At 70.3% G+C, this 22,109-nt stretch carries 18 protein-coding genes; 9 read left to right on the plus strand and 9 right to left on the minus strand.

What is annotated here, in order from left to right; all coding sequences use genetic code 11:
• The 3 genes from HNR57_RS14725 to HNR57_RS14735 are packed head-to-tail and all read right to left on the minus strand — an operon-like array spanning position 1 to position 2,784.
• Positions 1–912 carry an ABC transporter ATP-binding protein gene (locus tag HNR57_RS14725; protein WP_184560476.1) on the minus strand — a complete coding sequence of 304 codons (912 nt, stop codon included), beginning with the start codon at positions 910–912 and terminating at the stop codon, positions 1–3.
• Positions 909–1,826 carry an ABC transporter permease gene (locus tag HNR57_RS14730; protein ID WP_184560477.1) on the minus strand — a complete coding sequence of 306 codons (918 nt, stop codon included), beginning with the start codon at positions 1,824–1,826 and terminating at the stop codon, positions 909–911. Before HNR57_RS14730 ends, HNR57_RS14725 begins: the two co-directional genes overlap by 4 nt.
• Complete coding sequence (locus tag HNR57_RS14735; protein ID WP_184560920.1) at positions 1,816–2,784, minus strand: ABC transporter ATP-binding protein; 969 nt, start codon at positions 2,782–2,784, stop codon at positions 1,816–1,818. Before HNR57_RS14735 ends, HNR57_RS14730 begins: the two co-directional genes overlap by 11 nt.
• Before the next feature lie 168 nt (positions 2,785–2,952).
• On the opposite strand from HNR57_RS14735, the gene HNR57_RS14740 reads away from it, so the two are divergent.
• The 4 genes from HNR57_RS14740 to HNR57_RS14755 all read left to right on the plus strand — a co-directional run bounded on the left by HNR57_RS14740 (position 2,953) and on the right by HNR57_RS14755 (position 7,358).
• Positions 2,953–4,710 carry an SDR family oxidoreductase gene (locus tag HNR57_RS14740; protein WP_184560478.1) on the plus strand — a complete coding sequence of 586 codons (1,758 nt, stop codon included), beginning with the start codon at positions 2,953–2,955 and terminating at the stop codon, positions 4,708–4,710.
• Between the two features lie 143 nt (positions 4,711–4,853).
• Positions 4,854–5,402, plus strand: a complete 549-nt coding sequence (locus HNR57_RS14745; RefSeq protein WP_184560479.1) for an RNA 2'-phosphotransferase — start codon at positions 4,854–4,856, stop codon at positions 5,400–5,402.
• Positions 5,403–5,485: 83 nt separating this feature from the next.
• The gene (locus tag HNR57_RS14750; RefSeq protein ID WP_184560480.1) at positions 5,486–6,388 is read left to right on the plus strand and encodes an LLM class flavin-dependent oxidoreductase; all 903 of its coding nucleotides are present in this window, start codon (positions 5,486–5,488) and stop codon (positions 6,386–6,388) included.
• A 100-nt stretch (positions 6,389–6,488) separates the two neighbouring features.
• Positions 6,489–7,358, plus strand: coding sequence for a Cof-type HAD-IIB family hydrolase (locus HNR57_RS14755; RefSeq protein WP_313673727.1), 870 nt, complete (start codon positions 6,489–6,491; stop codon positions 7,356–7,358).
• A gap of 19 nt (positions 7,359–7,377) precedes the next feature.
• Here HNR57_RS14755 and HNR57_RS14760 read toward each other — a convergent pair whose 3' ends face one another.
• From HNR57_RS14760 to HNR57_RS14775, 4 genes are all read right to left on the minus strand, one after another.
• Positions 7,378–8,445 carry a M23 family metallopeptidase gene (locus HNR57_RS14760; protein WP_184560482.1) on the minus strand — a complete coding sequence of 356 codons (1,068 nt, stop codon included), beginning with the start codon at positions 8,443–8,445 and terminating at the stop codon, positions 7,378–7,380.
• A 100-nt stretch (positions 8,446–8,545) separates the two neighbouring features.
• The gene (gene cydD, locus HNR57_RS14765) at positions 8,546–12,034 is read right to left on the minus strand and encodes a thiol reductant ABC exporter subunit CydD (RefSeq protein ID WP_184560483.1); all 3,489 of its coding nucleotides are present in this window, start codon (positions 12,032–12,034) and stop codon (positions 8,546–8,548) included.
• A gap of 12 nt (positions 12,035–12,046) precedes the next feature.
• On the minus strand, positions 12,047–13,051 hold the full coding sequence (cydB, locus tag HNR57_RS14770) for a cytochrome d ubiquinol oxidase subunit II (RefSeq protein ID WP_184560484.1): 1,005 nt from the start codon (positions 13,049–13,051) through the stop codon (positions 12,047–12,049).
• A 20-nt stretch (positions 13,052–13,071) separates the two neighbouring features.
• Positions 13,072–14,580, minus strand: a complete 1,509-nt coding sequence (locus HNR57_RS14775) for a cytochrome ubiquinol oxidase subunit I (RefSeq protein WP_184560485.1) — start codon at positions 14,578–14,580, stop codon at positions 13,072–13,074.
• Positions 14,581–14,729: 149 nt separating this feature from the next.
• Between HNR57_RS14775 and HNR57_RS14780 the strand changes: the two genes are divergently transcribed.
• The gene (locus HNR57_RS14780; RefSeq protein WP_184560486.1) at positions 14,730–15,122 is read left to right on the plus strand and encodes a cyclophilin-like fold protein; all 393 of its coding nucleotides are present in this window, start codon (positions 14,730–14,732) and stop codon (positions 15,120–15,122) included.
• A gap of 21 nt (positions 15,123–15,143) precedes the next feature.
• Here the strand turns inward: HNR57_RS14780 and hisC are convergent, their stop codons facing one another.
• Complete coding sequence (gene hisC, locus HNR57_RS14785) at positions 15,144–16,223, minus strand: histidinol-phosphate transaminase (RefSeq protein ID WP_184560487.1); 1,080 nt, start codon at positions 16,221–16,223, stop codon at positions 15,144–15,146.
• A gap of 431 nt (positions 16,224–16,654) precedes the next feature.
• On the opposite strand from hisC, the gene HNR57_RS14790 reads away from it, so the two are divergent.
• From HNR57_RS14790 to HNR57_RS14800, 3 genes are all read left to right on the plus strand, one after another.
• Positions 16,655–17,767, plus strand: a complete 1,113-nt coding sequence (locus HNR57_RS14790) for a LacI family DNA-binding transcriptional regulator (RefSeq protein WP_184560488.1) — start codon at positions 16,655–16,657, stop codon at positions 17,765–17,767.
• 278 nt (positions 17,768–18,045) lie between these two features.
• Positions 18,046–19,137 carry a metallophosphoesterase gene (locus HNR57_RS14795; protein WP_246554624.1) on the plus strand — a complete coding sequence of 364 codons (1,092 nt, stop codon included), beginning with the start codon at positions 18,046–18,048 and terminating at the stop codon, positions 19,135–19,137.
• Positions 19,138–19,320: 183 nt separating this feature from the next.
• Positions 19,321–20,187: a hypothetical protein gene (locus HNR57_RS14800; RefSeq protein ID WP_184560490.1), complete on the plus strand. Its 867-nt coding sequence runs from the start codon at positions 19,321–19,323 to the stop codon at positions 20,185–20,187.
• A gap of 106 nt (positions 20,188–20,293) precedes the next feature.
• Here HNR57_RS14800 and HNR57_RS40270 read toward each other — a convergent pair whose 3' ends face one another.
• The gene (locus tag HNR57_RS40270; protein WP_272923355.1) at positions 20,294–20,422 is read right to left on the minus strand and encodes a hypothetical protein; all 129 of its coding nucleotides are present in this window, start codon (positions 20,420–20,422) and stop codon (positions 20,294–20,296) included.
• A 57-nt stretch (positions 20,423–20,479) separates the two neighbouring features.
• Here HNR57_RS40270 and HNR57_RS14805 point away from each other — a divergent pair, with 57 nt between their 5' ends.
• The gene (locus tag HNR57_RS14805; protein WP_246554627.1) at positions 20,480–22,069 is read left to right on the plus strand and encodes a recombinase family protein; all 1,590 of its coding nucleotides are present in this window, start codon (positions 20,480–20,482) and stop codon (positions 22,067–22,069) included.
• Positions 22,070–22,109 lie beyond the last annotated feature (40 nt).

Below are 22,109 nucleotides of genomic sequence, written 5' to 3' on the forward strand. Positions count from 1 at the left end.
CTACGCCGCGACCAGGTACGAGAACACGGACTCGAGGGACTCGTCGGACGGCGAGACCGTGAGCAGCCGGATGCCGTGGTCCCTGGCGACCTTCGGCAGAAGGGCCGTGAAGCGGCCGAAGTCGACGGCCTGGATGCGCAGCGCGCCCTCGGCGACGTCGACCTCGATGCCGGCCGTCGACGGGTCGGCGATCAGCGCGGCCGCGAGGGCACGGTCGTCGCTGGAACGCACCAGGTAGCGGTGCGGCCGGTCGGTCATCAGGCGGCGGATCTTGCGGAAGTCCCCGCTGGCGGCGTGCCGGCCGGCGACGACGACCTCGATGTGCCAGGCGAGTTGCTCGACCTCTTCGAGGATGTGGGACGAGAACAGGACCGTGCGGCCCTCGTCGCCCATGCGGCGCAGCAGGTCCATCAGCTGCATGCGCTGGCGGGGGTCCATGCCGTTGAACGGCTCGTCCAGCAGGAGCAGGGAGGGGTCGTGGACGAGGGCGCTGGCCATCTTCACGCGCTGGCGCATGCCCTTGGAGTACGTCTGGATCTTGCGGTCCTGGGCGTACTCCATCTCGACCGTGGCGAGCGCCTTCTGGGCCGCCTTGGCGCCCAGGCCGTGCAGCTCGGCGTTGGCCAGGACGAATTCCTTGCCGGTGAGGAAGTCGTACATCGCCTCCCGCTCGGGGACGACGCCGATGTGTTTGTAGATCTGCTCGTTGCGCCACACGGCCTGGCCGTCGAGGGTGACGGTGCCGGTGGAGGGGGCCAGGAAGCCGCCCATCATGTTGATGAGGGTGGACTTGCCGGCGCCGTTGGGGCCGAGCAGGCCCGTGACGCCGGGGCCGATGGTCATGGTGATGTCGTTGACGGCGACCACGTTGCCGAACCAGCGGGAGACGTGGTCGATGTTGAGCGTGGTCACAGTCCCACCTTCTTGTAGCGGCGCATCAGGAGGCCGTAGCTCGCCGCGATCAGACCCAGCGCGACGAGGACGTAGACGACGCCCTCGGCGGTGCTCGGGCCCACCCCGCTGGGGGAGGCGGACGTCGCGCCCAGGAACGCGGACTGCACACCGTCGACGATCGTGATCGGCGAGAACAGCCCGATCCACGGCACGGCGTCGCCGCTGCCCTGGGCGTCGGCGATGGCCTGGAGGGTGGAGACCGCGCCGTAGGTGATGGTCAGCACGGCGATCACGGCCGCGATGCCGAAGCCGCGGCGCGGGGTGAAGGACGCGATGACCAGGCCGATTCCGGCGAACAGCAGTGAGAGCAGTGCCACGGAGACGAGTCCCTGTGCGAATCCCTTGGTCTGGTCGGCGAAGTCGAGCTTGGCCAGCAGCGCGCCCACGTAGAGGACGAGCAGGGGCGCCGCGGTGAGGATGAACAGCGCCGAGGCCAGTGCCGCGAACTTGGCGCGGACGTAGTCGGCGGTCTCGATGGGTCGCGAGAAGTACAGCGGCACGGTCTTGAAGCGCAGGTCCCGCGAGACCGACTGGGGTGCCTGCGAGGCGACATAGAGGCTGATGACCGCCTGCATGACGATCGCGTTGCGCGTGTAGTCCAGCGGGAGGGCGTTGGCCTTGGTGGCGACCGCGACGGCGACGATGATGGCCGCGGGCACGCACATCACCACGAAGAGCAGCATCGGCAGCACCTTGGACTTCACCGAGCGGCCGAGGCCGTAGGAGCCGCGCAGGGACTGCGAGTACAGGGAGCGGCGGGCGTAGGCGCGGCCGAGGCGCGGGCCGTCGTAATTGCGGTAGCCGATGTTGTGGATGCGGGTCTGGTCGCCCGGTGCCGGGGCGGATGTCCCCGTGGAGTGCTCAACCGCCATGGCCGACCGCCTCCTTCCGCTGCTCGCGCTCGTCGCTGCTGGTGAAGACCTCGGAGATGTGGTGGCGGCGCTGCTCCATGCGCACCAGGCCGAGTCCGAGGTCCGCGATCACGTCCCGGACGAGGTCGTACGTCTCCTCGCCCTGCGCGGTGAGCAGCAGGACGTGGCCGGCGCCCGGCAGGCCGCTGCCGTCCTCGACGGTCACTCCGCGCGCGTGCAGCGCCTCGCGGACCGCTCGGGTGCCGTCCGGGTGCTCGTCGGTGTCGGTGACCTCGATCGCGAGGGTCGTGGTGGTCTGCGTGAAGTCCGTGGTGGAGCTGGAGCGCAGGAGCTTGCCGCCGTCGACGACGACGACGTGGTCGCAGGTGCGCTCCAGTTCGCCCAGGAGGTGGGAGGTGACCAGGACCGAGATGCCGAAGTCGGTGTGGATGCGGCGGATCAGGCCGAGCATCTCGTCGCGTCCGACCGGGTCGAGGCCGTTGGTCGGCTCGTCCAGGAAGACCAGCTGCGGGTCGTGGACGAGGGCCTGCGCGAGCTTGACGCGCTGTTTCATGCCGGTCGAGTAGCCGCCGATGGGCCGGTAGCGCTCCTCGTACAGGCCGACGTGGCGCAGGGTGTCGGCGGTGCGCTCGCGCGCGGCGGTGGGCGGCAGGCCCGACATGCGCGCCATGTGGACGACGAACTCGGTGGCCGAGACGTCCGGCGGCAGGCAGTCGTGCTCGGGCATGTAGCCGACCCGCTCGCGGATGGCGGCGCCCTTGGTGGCGACATCGAGACCGAGCACTTCGGCGCGGCCCTCGGTGGCGGGGGACAGACCCAGCAGGATCTTGATCAGTGTGGACTTGCCGGCTCCGTTGGCTCCGACGAGTCCGGTCACACCGGGTCCGACGTCCACGGAGAGCCGGTCAAGCGCGGTCACCCGGGGGAACCGCTTGCTCAGGCTTTCGGTCGCGATCACAGTCACCCCTCGAAGGTAGGGGCCGTGCGCGTGGCGGTCGTCACTCCGCAGAGCTGTATTGGGATCAGCCCTGAGTATTACGGGCCCCTAGGGGAGCTGGTTCTCGGGAGTTACCACGCCCGGGAAGACCCTATTGACGAACTCTCTAACAACTGCAAGATTCGCCGGATGACGTTGCTGACGGGCGCGCGGGAGCGCTGGGTGCGGACCGGCGAAGTCGAGCTGTGTGTGGCCGAGATGGGTGACCCCGGGCGGCCGACGGTCGTCCTGGTGCACGGCTACCCCGACAGCAAGGAGGTGTGGTCCGAGGTCGCCGGGCGGCTCGCCGGACGCTTCCACGTGGTCGCCTACGACGTCCGCGGCCACGGCCGGTCGACGGCGCCGCGGCCGCTGCGGGGCGGGTTCACCCTGGAGAAGCTGACGGACGACTTCCTGGCCGTCGTGGACGCGGTGAGTCCGGACGCGCCGGTGCACCTGGTGGGGCACGACTGGGGCTCGGTGCAGGCCTGGGAGTTCACCACCGTGCAGCGCACCAAGGGGCGCATCGCCTCCTTCACCTCGATGTCCGGGCCGTCCCTCGACCACTTCGGCCACTGGATCGCCCAGCGCGTGAAGCGGCCCACCCCGCGCCGGGTCGGTCAGCTCCTCGGGCAGGGCGCCCGGTCCTGGTACGTGTACCTGCTGCACACGCCCGCGCTGCCCGAGCTCGCCTGGCGCGGCCCGCTCGGCACGCGCTGGCCGCGGATGCTGGAGCGCGTCGAGAAGGTGCCCCGGGGCGACTACCCCACCGCGTCCCTCCCGTCGGACGCGGCCCACGGGGCCTGGCTGTACCGGGACAACGTCCGGCCCCGGCTGCGCGCGCCACGCCCGGACGCGCACGCCCACGCGCCCGTGCAGGTCATCACGCCCCTGGAGGACCGGTTCCTCTCACAACGGCTGGACGATCAGCTGGAGCAGTGGGTTCCGCACCTGACCCGCAGGACGATCCAGGCGGGGCACTGGATCCCGCGCACCCGCCCGGACCACCTGGCCTCCTGGGTCGAGGAGTTCGTGGCGTCCGTCGAGAGCGGGCGGTCCCCGGTGGTGGCGAGCGGTGAGCACGCCGAACGCTTCGGCGGGCAGCTGGTGCTGGTCACGGGGGCGGGCAGCGGCATCGGGCGGGCGACGGCGCTCGCGTTCGCCGAGGCCGGCGCGCGCGTCGTGGCCGTCGACCGGAACGCCGAGGCGGCGGTCCGCACCGCCGAGAAGGCCCGCGCGCTGGGCGCCCCCGAGGCCTGGGCGGAGACCGTCGACGTCTCCGACGAGCAGGCCATGGAGAAGCTCGCCGAGAAGGTCACCACCGCATACGGAGTGGTGGACGTCCTCGTGAACAACGCCGGGATCGGACTGTCCGGTTCCTTCTTCGACACCACGACGGAGGACTGGAAGCAGGTCCTCGACGTCAACCTGTGGGGTGTCATCCACGGCTGCCGGCTCTTCGGCCGGCGGATGGCCGGACGCGGGCAGGGGGGCCACATCGTCAACGTGGCATCGGCCGCGGCGTACCAGCCGTCCCGGGCGCTGCCCGCCTACAGCACCTCCAAGGCGGCCGTGCTGATGCTCAGTGAATGCCTGCGGGCGGAGCTGGCGGGCCGGGGGATCGGTGTGACGGCGGTGTGCCCCGGGTTCGTCAACACGGCCATCACCTCGACGGCGCACTTCGCCGGGGTCGACGCCCAGGAGGAGAAGCGGCTGCAGAAGCGCGCCGCCCGTTTGTACGGGCTGCGCAACTACCCCCCGGAGAAGGTCGCCCGTGCGATCCTGCGGGCGGTGACGCGCAACGAGGCGGTGGTGCCGGTGACACCGGAGGCGCGGGGTGCGCGCTGGCTGTCACGGTGGGCGCCGGGGGCGCTGCGGGGCCTGGCACGGGTGAAACCGCCGGTGTGAAATGAGGCCCAAACTCCCTGCGAGGGCGGCCAGTTGTCCACAGAACCGCCAATTCCGCTGTGGATAACCATACTTGGCTGTGGATCAAACCTCCGAGGTGAAACTCGATCGCGTGATGCGCATCTCTCCCGCACCCTGGGGGCATGGACGAAAGACGCACCGTGAAGGTGTCGAAGTACCTGTCGAAGCATCTGCGCCACCAGCCGGAACGCATCGGACTCGCGCTCGACGAGGCCGGCTGGGTCGAGATCGACACATTGATCGCCGCGGCCGCCGCGCACGGCTTCCGGTTCACCCGCGACGAACTGGACCATGTCGTCGCCACCAACGACAAGCGGCGTTTCGCCGTCGAGGGCTCCCGGATCCGCGCCAGCCAGGGCCACAGCGTGGACGTCGACCTCGGACTGGCGCCGGCCACCCCGCCCGCGCACCTCTACCACGGCACAGTCGCCCGCAACCTGGATGCGATCCGGGCCGAGGGACTCCGTCCGATGAACCGGCACGCCGTCCACCTCTCACCCGACCGGGAGACGGCGACCCGTGTCGGAGCCCGCCGGGGGCAGCCGGTCGTGCTCGGAGTGGACGCGACCGCCATGCACGCCGCCGGCCACGTCTTCCACGTCAGCGCCAACGGGGTGTGGCTCACCGAGGCCGTGCCGCCGCGCTACCTGCGCTTTCCAGGACCGCACTGACCTGGTGGTGTGAGCAGACACTCAGGGTGACTGGTTTCACGTGAAACACGGGTGACCCACCGGGCTCCCTTAGGCTCGATCTCATGAGTCTGCGCCTGAGCACCGTGATCCTCCCGTACCGCCGCTGGCACGAAGGCGGCCGCGCGGCCTGGACGCGCGCCGAGCAGCTCGGCTTCCACACCGCATACACCTACGACCACCTGTCCTGGCGCACCTTCCGGGACGGCCCGTGGTTCGGCGCTGTGCCGACCCTCACGGCCGCCGCCGGCGTCACCGACCGGCTGCGGCTGGGCACCCTGGTGACCTCCCCGAACTTCCGGCACCCCGTGACACTCGCCAAGGAACTGATCTCCCTCGACGACATCTCCGGAGGTCGGGTCACGCTGGGTATCGGCGCGGGTGGTTCGGGCTTCGACGCCACCGCGCTCGGCCAGGAACCGTGGACACCGCGCGAGCGCGCCGACCGTTTCGCCGAGTTCGTCCCGCTGCTCGACCGGCTGCTCAGCGAGGACGCCGTCTCGTACGAGGGTGACTTCTACTCCGCCCACGAGGCCCGGAACATCCCCGGCTGTGTACAGCGGCCCCGGCTGCCGTTCGCGGTGGCCGCGACCGGGCCGCGTGGCATGCGGCTCGCCGCCCGGTTCGGCCAGGCGTGGGTGACCACCGGCGACCCGAAACTGTTCGACAACGGCACGCCTGAACAGTCGATTCAGGCCATTCGCGGGCAGGCGGAGAGGCTCGACGACATCTGCGCCGAGGTCGGCCGGGACATGACCGGCCTCGACCGGGTCCTGCTCACCGGCTTCACACCGGACCGCAACGGCCCGCTCCAGTCCCTGGACGCGTTCGTGGACTTCGCCGGACGGCATGCGGAGCTGGGATTCACGGAGATCGTGATCCACTGGCCGATCCCCGACTCGCCGTTCGCGGCGGAGGAGAAGGTCTTCGAGCAGATCGCGATGGAGGCGCCGGCGCAGCTGCGCTGAGCGTCGGCGGACGGGCCGGGGATCCTCTGGTCAGGGCGGTATCCACTCACCTGTGCGGAGCCCCGCACGCCCGTGCAGGCATGTGCGGGACAATGGCCGGGTGACCTCAGCGACCCGACAGCCCGAGACCGCGGCCGAGACCCTCCCGCCGCGGCTGATCGCCACCGACCTCGACGGCACCCTGCTGCGCGACGACAAGTCGGTGTCCCCGCGTACGGTCGCCGCGCTGGCCGCCGCCGAGGAGGCGGGCATCGAGGTCTTCTTCGTCACGGGCCGCCCGGCCCGCTGGATGGACGTCGTCAGCGACCACGTGCACGGCCACGGCCTGGCCATCTGCGGCAACGGCGCCGCCGTGGTCGACCTGCACGGCGGCCCCGGCGCCCACCGGTTCGTGAAGGTGCGGGAACTGGCGCGGGAGAACGCCATGGACGCCGTACGGCTGCTGCGCGACGCGGCGCCGGGCACGGTGTACGCGGTGGAGCAGACGTACGGCTTCTACCAGGAGCCGGCGTACCCGAAGCTGCACATGGAGATCCCGGACAGCCTCGCCCCGGCCGAGGAACTGCTGGGCCCGGACCACCCGGCCGCCGCGGAGCCGGTGCTGAAGATCCTCGCCTACCACCCCGAGATCGACCCGGACGCCTTCCTGACCCTGGCCCGCCTCGCCATCGGCGACCGTGCCAACGTCACCCGCTCCAGCCCCAGCGCCCTGCTCGAGATCAGCGGCCCGGGCGTGTCCAAGGCCAGCACCCTCGCCCTGTGCTGCGCCGAGCGCGGCATCTCGCACGAGCAGGTCGTCGCCTTCGGCGACATGCCGAACGACGTCGAGATGCTGACCTGGGCGGGCCGGTCGTACGCGATGGGCAACGCGCACCCGGACGTGATCGCCGCCGCCTCGGGGCGGACGGTCGCGAACAACGAGGACGGGGTGGCCCTCGTGATCGAGCAGCTGCTGACGGAACTGCCGTAGCCGCCGGGGCCGGGGTGTCTCAGAGAGACACCCCGCGCGCCGCAAGCCACGACACCGGGTTCACCGCCGAGCCCGTCTCCGGCGTGACCCGGGCCTCGAAGTGCAGGTGCGGCCCGGTCGAGTTGCCGGTGGTGCCCGACTGACCGATCCACTGCCCCGGGCTGACGTGCTCTCCCTGGTCGACCGTGAGGGAAGCGAGGTGGGCGTACTGCGTGTAGTAGCCGCCGGCGTGCTTGAGCACGATCTCCATGCCGAAGGGGCCGCCGCAGGACACCTTCACCACCCGGCCCGCGCCCACGGCCCGTACCGGCGTGCCGATCGGCACCGCGAAGTCCTGCCCGGTGTGCCTGCTGGACCACCGCGCACCACCGCTGCCGTAGGACGCGGACAGCTCGTACGTCTCGACCGGCGCGACCCACTCGCCGTCGCTGAGCCCCGTCTCCGGCTGGTCGAGCCGGACGGCTCCGCGGCACGCCCCGGCGGCGACCGCGGCGTCCGCCTCTCCCTGGAGCCGCGAGCTGGCCGCCTCCAGCGTCTGCTCGATGTCCGCCTTGAGAGCGGCGAGTTGCGTGTTGCGTCTCTCCAGCGCCTGCCACTGGTCGGCGGCCCTGGCCTCGTCCGCCGCGAGCCGCGCCTCGGCGCGCTGGTTCTTGGTGATCGCGTTGTTCACGGCGAGATGCGCCTGCGAGAAGGCGTGCTGACCGCGCATCAGGCCTTCGGGGCTGTCGGCGAGGATCATGTGCGCGGCCACCGGCAGGCCACCGCTGGTGCGGTACTGGGCCCGGGCGATCCGGCCCAGGTCCTCGTGCAGGGCGGCGATGTGCCGCCGCTGCGCGTCCAGGAGCGCCTCCGCCCGCTGGGCTTCGGACCGCTGCTTCTCGGCCTCCTCGCGCCCTGCCTCGTACTGCCGTGTCGCCACCGCGGCCTCCTCGTACAGCCGCGCCACCTCGGCGCTGAGGCTCGTGTCCGCGCCGCTCCCGGTGCCGCTGCCGGATTCTTCGGGCGCCGCCGTCGGCCGGGCCGCGAGCACGGTCAGCGCGCACAGCAGGACCGAAACGAGCAGCCGATGACGGCGAAATGAGCGCATGTCAGCGATCGTCGCCCAGCACCGCGGGCCCGGTCCTGTTCACGTCGTACGGCTGGGGGACCGGCTGCGCCGAACGGCCCAGTGGCCCCGGCCCCGGCCGCTACCGCGCGCCCGCCGGCGCCTCCGCCGCCGCCTCCCGCCCGGCCATCTCCCGCAACGGCCCGTCCGTCGCCAGCAGCTCCGCGTAGGGACCGCGCTGGACCACCCGCCCCCTGTCCAGCACGAGCACCTCGTCGACCGCTTCGAGGCCCGCCAGCCGGTGCGTGATGAGCAGCGTCGTCCGGCCCTCGGTCGCGGCCAGCAGATCAGCGGTGAGCGCGTCGGCGGTCGGCAGGTCGAGGTGCTCCGCGGGCTCGTCCAGCACCAGGACGGGGAAGTCGGCCAGGAGTGCCCGGGCCAGCGCCAGGCGCTGCCGCTGACCTCCCGACAGACGCGCCCCGTGCTCCCCCACGAGCGTGTCGAGGCCGTCGGGCAGGCCGTCGGCCCACTCCAGCAGCCGGGCGCGGTGCAGCACGGCCCGCAGGTGGTCCTCGGTGGCGTCCTTCCTGGCGAGCAGCAGGTTCTCCCGCAGCGAGCTGTCGAAGAGATGCGCGTCCTGCGCACACAGCCCGACGAGCCCCCGCACGTCGTCACTGTCGAGCGCGCAGGCGTCCACGCCGGCCAGCGCGTACGAGCCGGCCTGCGCGTCGAGGAAGCGCAGCAGCACCTGCGCCAGCGTGGTCTTGCCGGAGCCGGAGGGTCCGACCACGGCGATCCTGCGGCCCTCGTCGAGGGTCAGGTCGAGCCCGGTGAGCGCGTCCCGCTCCTGGCCGGCGTACCGGGCGGTGAGCCCCTTGAGCACGACCGGGAACGGTGAGGCGGGCGCCTGCCGGGGCCGCTCCGGCTCCCCCACGGGCTCCGGGGCGTCCAGCACCTCGTACACCCGCTCCGCGCTCCGGTGTACGCGCTGCCGGTACTGCACGGCCAGCGGCAGCCCGAGCACGGCCTCGAAGGCGGCGAGAGGCGTCAGGACGACGACGGCCATGGTCACGCCGTCCAGCCGCCCGGCGGCGACCGCTTGCGCACCGGCCAGGGCGGCGGCCGTGACGGTCAGTCCGGAGACCAGCGCGGTGAGACCGTCGCCGAGGGCCGTGGCGGTGGCGGCGCGCGAGGCGATCCGGGTGAGCACCCGGTCGGCCTCGCGGGCCTGGGCGGTCCGTGCGGGCAGGGCACCGGCGACGGTCAGTTCCGCGGTGCCGGTGAGCAGATCGGCCACCCGCGTCGCGAGCACCCCGCGGGCGGGCGCCAGCCGGTGCTCGGCCCGCCGGGCCACCGCGCCGGTGATCAGCGGCACGCCGACCCCCGCCGCCAGGAGCCCGGCCGCGAGGACCGCACCGGCCTCGGGCAGCAGCCAAGCCGTGAAGCCGACCGACGCGGCCGACACAACGACGGCCGCCCCGGCCGGCAGCAGCCACCGCAGCCAGTAGTCCTGCAGCGCGTCCACGTCCGCGACCAGCCGGGAGAGCAGATCGCCCCGGCGGACCCGGCTCAGCCCGGCCGGCGCCAGCCGCTCCAGCCTGCGGAACACCGCGACCCGGGTGTCCGCCAGCATCCGCAGCACGGCGTCGTGCGACACCAGTCGCTCGGCGTAGCGGAACACGGCCCGCCCGATCCCGAACGCCCGCGTCGCGGTGACGGCCATCATCAGATACAGCACGGGCGGCTGCTGCGAGGCCCGTGAGATCAGCCAGCCTGAGGTGGCCATGAGCCCCACGGCACTCCCCAGCGCGAGGCTCCCGAGCAGCAGCGCGAGTCCCAGCCGCCCACGCCGGGCACCGGACAGGGCGCGGACCCGGGCGAGGACGCCGCCCGAAGCCGGCTGCCCGACGGTCTCGGCCGGGGCGGGCGGCCCGGCCTCGACGGGCCGCGATCCGGCGCTCCGGGCCATGGCGGACGCCACGGGCGTCCCGGCGGCGGTCTCGGGCTCCGCCAGCCGCACGACCCGGTCCGCGACGTCCAGCAGTGCCGGCCGGTGCACCACCAGCAGCACCGTCCGGCCGGCCGCGAGGCGCCGCACCGCCGCGACGACCTCGGCCTCGGTGGCCCCGTCCAGCGCCGCCGTCGGCTCGTCGAGCAGCAGCACGGGCCGGTCGGCGAGGAACGCCCTGGCCAGCGCGAGCCGCTGCCGCTGCCCGGCGGACAGCCCGGTGCCGTCCTCACCGAGCACGGTGTCCACGCCCGCGGGCAGCGCGTCGACGAACTCCAGCGCCCCGGCGTCCCGCAGTGCCTGCCGTACGGCGTCGTCACCGGCGTCGGGCCGGGCCAGCCGTACGTTCTCGGCGATCGTCCCGGCGTACAGATGCGGCCGCTGCGGAACCCAGGCGATCCGGGAACGCCACGCCTCCAGGTCGGCACCGGCGAGATCGACTCCCCCGGCCAGCACCCGGCCCTCGTCCGGTCGCACGAACCCCAGCAGGACGCTCAGCAGCGTCGACTTGCCGGCGCCGCTCGGTCCGACCAGCGCGACCGTCTCCCCGGGCTCGACGCTGAACGTCACGTCCGAGACGGCGTCCACCGACCGCCCCGGGTACCGGAGGGTCACGCCCTCGAAGGACAGCGCACCCTCCGGCACGGCCGCGGAACCGGACGCCGGGACGGGCGTCTCCAGGACGTCGAAGATCTCCTCGGCTGCGGCGAGCCCCTCGGCCGCCGCGTGGTACTGCGCCCCGACCTGCCGCAACGGCAGGTACGCCTCAGGCGCGAGGATCAGGATGACGAGGCCGATGTACAGGTCCATCTCTCCGTGCACGAGCCGCATGCCGATCGTCACGGCGACCAGCGCCACCGAGATCGTCGCGAGCAGTTCCAGGGCGAAGGAGGAGATGAAGGCGATCCGCAGCGTCCGCATGGTCGCCCGCCGGTACTCGCCGGTGATCCGCCGGATCGACTCGGCCTGCGCCTTGGCCCGGCCGAAGACCTTCAGCGTCGGCAGCCCCGCGACGACGTCCAGGAAGTGCCCGGACAGCCGCGACAGCAGCTGCCACTGACGGTCCATCCGGGACTGGGTCGCCCAGCCGATGAGCACCATGAAGACCGGGATGAGCGGGAGGGTGCCCACGATGATGGCCGCGGAGACCCAGTCCTCGGTGACGATCCGCGCCAGTACCGCCACCGGAACGACCACCGCGAGACCCAGCTGCGGCAGATATCGCGAGAAGTAGTCGTCGAGGGCGTCCACGCCCCGGGTGGCCAGGGCGACCAGCGAACCGGTCCGCTGGCCGCTCAGCCAGCCCGGCCCCAGCTCGGCGGAACGCTCCAGCAACCGCCCCCGCAGCTCGGACTTCACCGCCGCGCTCGCCCGGTGCGCGGCGAGCTCGGTGAGCCAGCCGACCAGCGCCCGGCCGACCGCGACGGCGGCCAACAGCAGCAGGGGAGTGCCGAGTTCGGACACCGCCATGCGGTGCTGGAACGCACCGACCACCACCTCGGCGATGAGCATCGCCTGCGCGATGACCAGCCCCGCCCCGACGGCCCCCAGAGCCACGACCGCCGTCAGGAAACCTCGGGTGGCACGGGCGTACCGGAGCAAGCGCGGATCGATTGGTTTCACGTGAAACACACCTCAGTGCACGGTCTCGGCGATGTGCTGAGTGCCGATCCGCTTGCGGAACACCCAGTACGTCCAGCCCTGGTAGAGCAGGACGACCGGGGTGGCGATCCCGGCACACCACGTCATGATCTTCAGTGTGTACGGGCTGGACGAGGCGTTGGTGACCGTCAGGCTCCAGTCCGGGTTCAGCGTCGACGGCATGACGTTCGGGAAGAGCGTCAGGAAGAGCATCGCCACCGTGGCCACGATGGTGAGTCCCGACAGGGCGAACGCCCAGCCCTCGCGCCCGGCCCGTGCCGCGGCCAGGGCGACGAGGAGCGACGCCACGGCCGCGACCATGGCCACCAGCGACGAACCGTCACCCCGGTCGGCCTGTGTCCACAGCAGGAAGGCGAGCGCCAGCAGGGCGGTCACCAGCCCGACGCGCAGCGCCAGCTTCCGCGCCCGCTCCCGGATCTCTCCGACCGTCTTCAGCCCGACGAACACCGTCCCGTGGAAGGTGAACAGCGACAGCGTGACCAGCCCGCCCAGCAGCGCGTACGGGTTGAGCAGGTCCAGGACGCCGCCGGCGTAGTTGAAGTCCTGGTCGATCTTCACGCCCCGGACGATGTTCGCGAAGGCCACACCCCACAGAAACGCGGGCAGCAGTGAGGCCCAGAAGATCGCCGTCTCCCAGTTGCGCTGCCACTTCTCCTCGGGCCGCTTCACGCGGTACTCGAAGGCCACACCCCGGACGATCAGGCAGACCAGGATGAGCAGCAGGGGCAGGTAGAAGCCGGAGAAGAGCGTGGCGTACCACTCGGGGAAGGCGGCGAAGGTCGCGCCGCCCGCCGAGAGCAGCCACACCTCGTTGCCGTCCCAGACGGGGCCGATGGTGTTGATCAGCACCCGCTTCTCGGGCCGGTTGCGGGCGAGCAGCTTCGTGAGCACGCCCACCCCGAAGTCGAAGCCCTCCAGGAAGAAGTAGCCGGTCCACAGGACGGCGATCAGGACGAACCAGACGTCGTGCAGTTCCATGACTGTGCAGCTCCCTCGGCCTAGTACGAGAAGGCCATCGGCTTGTCGGCGTCACGGGAGTCGCCGCCGATCTTCGTGGGCGGGTTGAGGTCGGCCTCGGTGAGCTCCGGCGGGCCCGCCTTGACGTACTTGACCAGCAGCTTGACCTCGACGACGGCGAGGATCGCGTACAACGTGGTGAAGACGACCATCGAGGTGATGACCTCGGCCTGGGAGACACCGGGGGAGACCGCGTCACGCGTCTGGAACAGGCCGTAGACGACCCACGGCTGGCGGCCCATCTCGGTGAAGATCCAGCCCCACGAGCTGGCGATCAACGGGAAGCCCAGGGTGAGGATCGCGATGCGCCAGTACCACTTGGTGAGGGTCGGGCCGAGCGCCTTCTTCGGCAGCAGCACCAGATGCGGCACCTCGTCGTCGCCCACCCTCAGGTGCTGCGGCAGCATGAACTTCTTGCGGGTCAGCCACAGCCCGGCCAGGCCGATGGCGAACGACGTCATGCCGAAGCCGATCATCCACCGGAAGCCCCAGTAGGCGACGGGGATGTTGGGCCGGTAGTCACCGGGCCCGTACTTCTCCTGCTCGGCCTTGTTGACGTCGTTGATGCCGGGCACGTACGAGGTGAAGTCGTCCTTTGCGAGGAAGGACAGCAGGCCGGGGATCTCGATGGCGACCTTGTTGTGACCCTTGTCGACGTCGCCGACGGCGAAGACCGAGAAGGGAGCCGGCTTCTCGCCGTCCCACAGCGCCTCGGCCGCGGCCATCTTCATCGGCTGCTGCTCGTACATGATCTTGCCGAGCACGTCGCCGCTGATCGCGGTGAGGAGGCCGCCGATGACGACGGTGACGAGGCCCAGCCGCAGCGAGGTCTTCATCACGGGGACGTGCTTCTTGCGGACCAGGTGGAAGGCGGCGATGCCGACCATGAAGGCGCCACCGGTCAGGAAGGCCGCGGTGAGCGTGTGAAAGACCTGGGCGAGTGCGGTGTTCTGGGTCAGCACCAGCCAGAAGTCGGTGAGCTCGGCCCGGCCCTTCGCCTCGTTGATCCGGTAGCCGACCGGGTGCTGCATCCAGGAGTTGGCCGCGAGGATGAAGTAGGCCGACAGGATCGTGCCGATCGAGACCATCCATATACAGGCCAGGTGGATCTTCTTCGGCAGCTTGTCCCAGCCGAAGATCCACAGGCCGATGAAGGTCGACTCGAAGAAGAAGGCGATCAGGGCCTCGAAGGCCAGCGGCGCACCGAACACGTCACCGACGAAGCGCGAGTAGTCGGACCAGTTCATGCCGAACTGGAACTCCTGCACGATGCCGGTGACCACGCCCATCGCGATGTTGATCAGGAAGAGCTTGCCCCAGAACTTCGTCGCCCGGAGGTACTTCTCCTTCTCCGTCCGCACCCACGCCGTCTGCAGACCGGCCGTGAGCGCGGCCAGCGAGATCGTCAGGGGGACGAACAGAAAGTGGTAGACGGTGGTGATGCCGAACTGCCATCGCGCCAGGGTCTCCGGCGCCAAAGCCAGGTCCACGTCGCCGCTCCTTACCTACGCTTGTGAAAGCGTTCACATTCACAAGCCATTATGCAGCACGCACTTTCGAGCCCCGGAGGGGACCCCCTGTCGCGCCGGTCACAGCCGACCCCTTGGCTCGAACTTCAACATCTTGTTGAATCGACGGCATGCAGACACCGACACCGCTACGGATACGGATCTCCTGGCCCGCCGGCCATCTCACGGCATCGCTCGACGACACCCCGACCGGTCAGGCCCTCGCCACAGCGCTGCCCTTCGTCTCGACAGCGCGCACCTGGGGTGAGGAGGTGTACTTCGACACAGGGGTGTCGGTTTCACGTGAAACAGGCGCACGCGAGGTCGTCGAGCCGGGCACCGTCGCCTTCTGGACCGACGGCGACGCCCTCGCCCTCCCCTACGGGCCCACCCCGATCTCACAGGGCGACGAGTGCCGCCTCGCAAGTCCGTGCAACGTCCTCGGCCGTCTCGACGGCGACCCCGGTGTGCTCGCGACTGTGCGGGACGGCGACCCCGTACGCGTGGAACTGCTGGACGTCTGATCTGACTCTCGGAGACGAGGGCTACAGCTCCTTACGGAACCCTTCCGTCACCTTCAGGAAGATGTCGTTCGCCTCGGTCTCCCCGACCGTCACCCGCACACCCTCACCCGGGAACGGCCGGATCACCACCCCCGCCTGCTCGCATGCCTGCGCGAACGCGACCGTACTCTCCCCCAGCCGCAGCCACACGAAGTTGGCCTGCGTCTCGGGCACCGTCCAGCCCTGCGAGCGCAGCCCGTCGACCACGCGCGTGCGCTCGCACACCAGCGAGCCGACCCGGCCGAACAGTTCGTCCTCGGCCCGCATCGAGGCGATCGCCGCCTCCTGGGCGAGCTGGCTCACGCCGAACGGCACCGCCGTCTTGCGCAGCGCCGCGGCCACCGGTTCGTGGGCGATGGCGAAACCGACGCGCAGGCCGGCCAGGCCGTACGCCTTGGAGAAGGTCCGCAGCACACAGACGTTGGGCCGGTCGCGGTAGAGCTCGACGCCGTCCGGCACCTCGGGGTCGCGGATGAACTCGCGGTAGGCCTCGTCGAGGACCACCAGCACATCACGCGGGACCCGGTCCAGGAAACGCTCCAGCTCCGCCCTGCGCACCACCGTGCCCGTGGGGTTGTTGGGGTTGCAGACGAAGATCAGCCGCGTCCGGTCGGTGATCGCGTCGGCCATCGCGTCGAGGTCGTGCACATCCCCGGGCGTCAGCGGCACCTGGACCGACGTCGCGCCGCTGATCTGCGTGATGATCGGGTACGCCTCGAACGACCGCCAGGCGTAGATCACCTCGTCCCCCGGACCGGAGGTGGCCTGGATCAGCTGCTGGGCGACACCGACCGAACCGGTACCGGTGGCCAGGTGGGAGAGAGGCACGCCGAACCGCTCGGACAGCTCGTTCATCAGCGCCGTACAGGCCATGTCCGGGTAGCGGTTGAAATTGCCGGCCGCCGCCGTGACGGTCTCCATCACGCCGGGCAGCGGCGGATACGGGTTCTCGTTGGAGGACAGCTTGTAGGCCACCGGGCCACCCGCCGCAGCGGGCTTGCCCGGCTTGTAGGTGGGGATCCCCTCCAGCTCGGCGCGCAGCTTGGGGCTCGTCTCGCTCACCGCAGTCCTCCTCGTGAAGACCGGCGGCCCATGACCGCCGCCGACATCCAATACTCCTCACCTTATGAGGATTCGGCGCCGCTGCGTATAGCCACGACCGAGCGGACTGACCCGGCCTCCCCCGTCCCACCGGCATCAGGGGCATCGCCGCCCCAAGGCGTACGAATCCGGGGGCGCGCCTCACATATATCTACGCGCCGGTGGTGCACGCCGTGGCGCGCATCCCTCGTGCAGGTGAGTTGAGACCTCTTCGCAACATCACCCACTTGGCAGGCCCGTACGCGCCGACAAGACACGTACTGCCATGAGAGCGCTCAACGCCCTTGTTTTCCACGGCAATTGCCAGTAAATGATCATGCAGAAACGTGCCTGTCAACGCGTGCATATGCGTCCGCACTACCCCACCGCATGAGCCCTACTATCGGCTCGCCATGACAGCAGCAGGGAAGCACCAGGTGAGCCGCGCGGAAACCTCACGGCGAGGCAGCAGGCCGGGTCGGGCCGGCATCAGAGACGTGGCCGCCGCAGCCGGAGTCTCCATCACGACCGTCTCCGACGCCCTCAACGGCAAGGGCCGGCTCCCGGACGCCACCCGGCGCCATGTCCGCGAGGTCGCCGACCGGCTGGGCTATCGCCCCTCGGCCGCCGCCCGGACCCTCCGTACCGGCAAGTCGGGACTCATCGGCCTGACCGTGACCACATACGGGGATGAACCTTTCACCTTCACGGAGTTCGCGTACTTCGCGGAGATGGCGCGGGCCGCCACCTCCGCCGCGCTCGCCCGCGGCTACGCCCTCGTCATCCTGCCCGCGACCTCCCGCCACGACGTGTGGTCGAACGTCGCCCTGGACGGCACCGTCGTCATCGACCCCTCCGACCAGGACCCGGTCGTCAGCGAACTCGTCCGGCAGGGTCTGCCGGTCGTCTCCGACGGCCGCCCGGCCGGCGCGCTCCCGGTCACCGCCTGGGTCGACAACGACCACGAGGCCGCCGTCCTCGGCATCCTCGACCACCTGGCCGGCGCCGGCGCCCGCCGCATCGGCCTGCTGACCGGCACGTCGACGGACACATACACCCACCTGTCGACCACGGCGTACCTGCGCTGGTGCGAGCGGGTGGGCCAGGATCCGGTGTACGAGGCCTACCCGGCGCACGATCCGTGCGCGGGAGCCGTGGCCGCCGACCGGCTGCTCGCCCGGCCCGACCGGCCCGACGCGGTCTACGGACTGTTCGACCCGAACGGCACCGACCTGCTCGCCGCGGCCCGCCGCTACGGCCTGCGCGTCCCGGACGACCTGCTGCTGGTCTGCTGCAGCGAATCCACCGTGTACGCCAACACCGAGCCGCCGATCACCACGCTCTCCCTGAAGCCGCGCCGCATCGGAACGGCGGTGGTGCAGCTCCTCATCGACGCCATCGAGGGAGTGGAATCCGACCGGCCGGTCGAGCAGGTGATACCGACGGAGCTGATCGTGCGCACCTCGTCCCAGCGACGCTCGCCGCGCACGACGGTCAGCCCGCCGCGATCATCCGAGCAGACGTAGGCCCCGCACCCGGGTAAAGGGAAGGTCGTACTCCTGGGGAGAAACGGGGCCGGTCCCCCGGAGAGAAGGGATCGTTCTCGCGAAGAGCAGAAGAGCGAGGACGGTCACACGGTGGTCAAAGCCCGGCCCAATCGGGGCGAAAGCCGCGGCGAACTGGACTCTTGCTCTGATTCACCACCCCTGGGTCATCACATGGCGCGATCCGCATTCCTATGATGGGCCCACGACACCCGCGGGCCGCTACGACCAGGCAGTCCGATGCGGTGCAATGCGGCGCGATGGTGGAGGGGTCGATGACTCAGGGGGCCGGTCAGGGACCCGAGGTGGAGCGGACGGCGACGTTGCGCGACTTCCGGGTGCCCGCGTACGTCCACGAGACCGGTCCGTACGTCCACAGCGTCCACCCCGGTGACGTCGCCCCGCCGCCCGAGGATGCCTACCCCGAGGGGTACACGCCGACCGAGCGCGACCTCCCCGTCATCAACCGGGGTGACACTGTCCAGGTGACCGTGGACCCCGAGAACGCCGCCGCCCCGCAGGCCACCACCGGGCAGGGCCCGCTGTACGTCGTGGGTGACGTGCACGGCTACCTCGACCAGCTGGTGTCGGCCCTCCAGGAGAAGGGCCTGCTCGACGCCGCCGGAAACTGGTGCGCGGGCACCGCCCGGCTGTGGTTCCTCGGCGACTTCACCGACCGCGGGCCGGACGGCATCGGCGTCATCGACCTCGTGATGCGGCTGTCCGCCGAGGCCGCCGCGGCCGGCGGGTACTGCAAAGCGCTCATGGGCAACCACGAGCTGCTGCTGCTCGGCGCCAAGCGGTTCGGCGACACCCCCGTCAACTCCGGCGCGGGCACCGCCACCTTCCAGGCGGCGTGGCTCCTCAACGGCGGTCAGAAGACCGACATGGACCGCCTCCAGGACCACCACCTGCAGTGGATGTCGCGTCTGGACGCCATCGAGGAGGTCGACGGCCACCTGCTCGTCCACTCCGACACCACCGCCTACCTCGACTACGGCCGCTCCATCGAAGAGGTCAACGACACCGTCCGCGAGACGATCACCCGCAACGACGCGGACGAGGTCTGGGACCTTTTCCGCAAGTTCACCAAGCGGTTCTCCTTCCGCGACGAGGGCGGCGCGGACGCCGTGCGCTCCCTGCTCGATACGTACGGGGGCACCCGCATCGTTCACGGGCACAGCCCGATTCCGTATCTGCTGGGCGAGGTCGGCTCCGAGGACGACGAGGACAACCGCGACCCAGTGATCGAGGGACCGCACGTCTATGCCGACGGACTCGCCATCGCGATGGACGGTGGCGTGACCATGGCCGGAAAGCTACTGGTCCAGCAACTGCCGCTGGATACGTGAACGTTCACCGGGCAGGCGTTCCCCTTCGGAGGACTGGGCCGGTGAGGGGTCAATTTCGGTAAACCCCCTGTCACCGCATACCGTCACCGCTCTACCATCGGCTTATCCGTAGCAGGCTCCCCTCCGTTTCTGCCCGACGGCTCGTCAGCATGCCGAGCCCCAAGCCCTACGGAGCATCGGGGGATGCACATGAACAGCGTTCCGCAGCACCTGCTGAGCGAGGACCGCCAGGAGTACGAGCGGATCCTCGATGAGGCGCTGCGCTCCGCACCACACCGTCCCGAACTGGCCGCTGTCGGTCAGCGGCTCGACCCCGAACAACTGCGCACCATGGCGCTGAACGCGACCGCGCTCATCACGGCGGCCGCGTCGACCGAGTACCAGCACTACGTCAAGGTCCGCGACGAACTGCGGCAGCCGGCGTCGGCCGGCCCATCGGCCGTGCGCGAGTCCGCTTCCGCCGAGCCGGGTACGGGCGCGTCGGGGCTCGCCGCCACCATGGGTGGGGTCGCCGAGACCGCCGGCGCGGGCGCCGTCGCCGTCGTCGCCGTCCTCGCACCCGTCCTGGCCGGAACCGCAGCGGCGATCTTCCTGCTCGTCGGCTACATCCTGCGGATGCTCGACCCGGAGCAGGGATTCGCCCGGACCATGCTCACCACGGGCTGGGTGTTCGGCGCCGTGACCGCGGTCGCGATCCTCGTCGCCGCGGTGGGACTGCTGCTCACGGCTCTGCGGAACAAGCCCACGGCCGAAGGCGGACCGTACGGCGAACTGCAGGGCGAAGTCGCCCAGGCCAAGGAGGCCTGGCACGAGGCCCTGCTGGAACGCGGCATCCTGCCCTTCCTGCGGGAGGCCCTCGTCGACCCCGACGCGGCGGCCGCGCTGCACCACACGCCCTCGTCCACGCCGGTCAGCCGCATGCCGCACCTCGGCTACGGCCGCCCGGGGTTCACCAGCCCGGACGACGGCGACCGCGGCTCGCGCCCCAGCTTCAGCAGCCCGGACTACACCAGCCCGGACTTCGGAGGGCCGGAGCACCAGCCGGAGTAGCACCCATCGGAAGAGCACCCGTCAGAGCCCGTCCGAGCGGGCGGATCCGAGCGGGCGGACCCACAGGCCGGGGGACCATCGGCCCCCGGGCCTGTGCGCGGCGGGCTCAGTCCGCGATGGGCAGGTACACGCGGTTCCCGCTCGCCGCGAACTCCTTCGACTTCAGGGCCATGCCCTCCTCGATCTCGGTCCGTGTGCCGCCGTGTTCACGGCGGATGTCCTGCGAGATCTTCATGCTGTAGAGCATTACTAGAACCTCCACATGCGCTACGGTCGTTCCAGCAGCCCAGACATGACCGAGGGGGAACACGTGGGCAAGCGCGAGGAGTTGGTCAGCAAGCTGCGAGGTACGCCCGAGGGGCTGCCGTCCGTCGAGGAAGTGCGCGCCATGCTGGCTTCCGACCCGGAGCTGAAGTGCGTCGTCTGCTACGCACGGATCTCGTTCGACGGCCGGGTGAAGGACGCCCACGGCGTCGAGGACCAGCACCGGGACATGACCGAGACCGCCCGCAGGTTCGGATGGCTCGTCGTCTACCGCTACACGGACAACGACAGGAGCGCGAGCAAGGAGAACATCGTTCGCGATGACTTCGAGCAGTTGCTCGCCGATCTTGCTGCCGGGACGACGCCTGACGGGTACCCGATCCACGGCGTCATGGCAGTCAACGACGACCGGCTGTACCGGCGCCCGAGTGACTGGGAGCGGTACCTGAAGGCGTTCACCACGCAAGAAGGACGCGTCTACCACGACTCGAACGGCATCCAGGACCTCTACGCCGAAGGCTTCGAGATCAAGGGGCTTCTGGGAGTCGCCATGTCTCTCAGCGAAACGAGGAAGAAGGAGCGTCGGAGCAGGAACAGCCACCGCAGCCGGGCGATCCGTGGGCAGTCGGTGGCAGCATGGCGCCCCTTCGGATGGGAGGACGACAAGGTCTCGTTGCGCCTGGACGAGGCAGAAGCCATCCGTCAGGCGGTGAAGGACGTGATCGCAGGTGCCTCCATTTCCGAGATCACGCGCCGGTGGAAGGAGGCCGGGTTCATCACGAGTCGCGGGAACGCCTTCCAGTACCAGACCGTCAAGCAGGTCCTGGTGAACGCGCGGCTGTGCGGATATCGCGAGATCAAGGGCGAGCTCGTACGTGACGGCGACGATCAGCCCATCGTGGGCGAGTGGGAGCCGATCATCACTCCGAAGGAGTGGTTCGCGGTCACGGCCAAGATCAGGGAGCGTGGCCGCGGAACCGGGATGCCGCGCGGTGGCCTGGTCCACAAGTACCTGCTGACCGGCATCCTGCGATGTGGCCACGTGCTGGAGGACGGCACGGTCTGCAACAACAAGATGATCGGAATCAAGGCGAACGACTGGCTCAAGTACCGGCACGCCTACATGTGCAAGAAGACCGTGGACGGCGGCTGCAACAAGACCTACAAGCGGGGCGACAAGACGGACATGGCCATCGAGGAACTTGTCATCGCCAAGCTGGAGCGCGATGCGGCGAGCAAGGCCCAGGACGTTCCGGACTGGGACAAGGCCGATGCCCTGGAGCGAGCCGTCAGGAGCCGCAACGAGCTGGAGCGGCGTTGGCACGACGACGAGGACACGGACATCGACGATGAGACGTTCTTCCGTAATCTCCCGGTCCTCGAACGGCGGATCAAGGAGCTTCGTGCGGATCAGCGGGCGCACGAAGCTCTGAAGGCGGAGGCCGAGGAGGCCAAGGAAGACGTCAGGAACTCGTGGGGGTCGAAGACGCTCACGCAGAAGCGCGAGGCGATCAAGAAGGTTCTGAGCGCCGTGATCGCAGTGCCGGGTGGCAAGGGCAACAAAACATTCGACCCTGAGCTACTCAAGCCTGTGTGGCGGGACTTCCGAATGAGCTGAAGTCCGAGGATCTCCCCCACGCTCCGCAGCTGGTCATCGG

The sequence above is a fragment of the Streptomyces paradoxus genome (assembly GCF_014202475.1).
Lineage (GTDB): Bacteria > Actinomycetota > Actinomycetes > Streptomycetales > Streptomycetaceae > Streptomyces > Streptomyces paradoxus.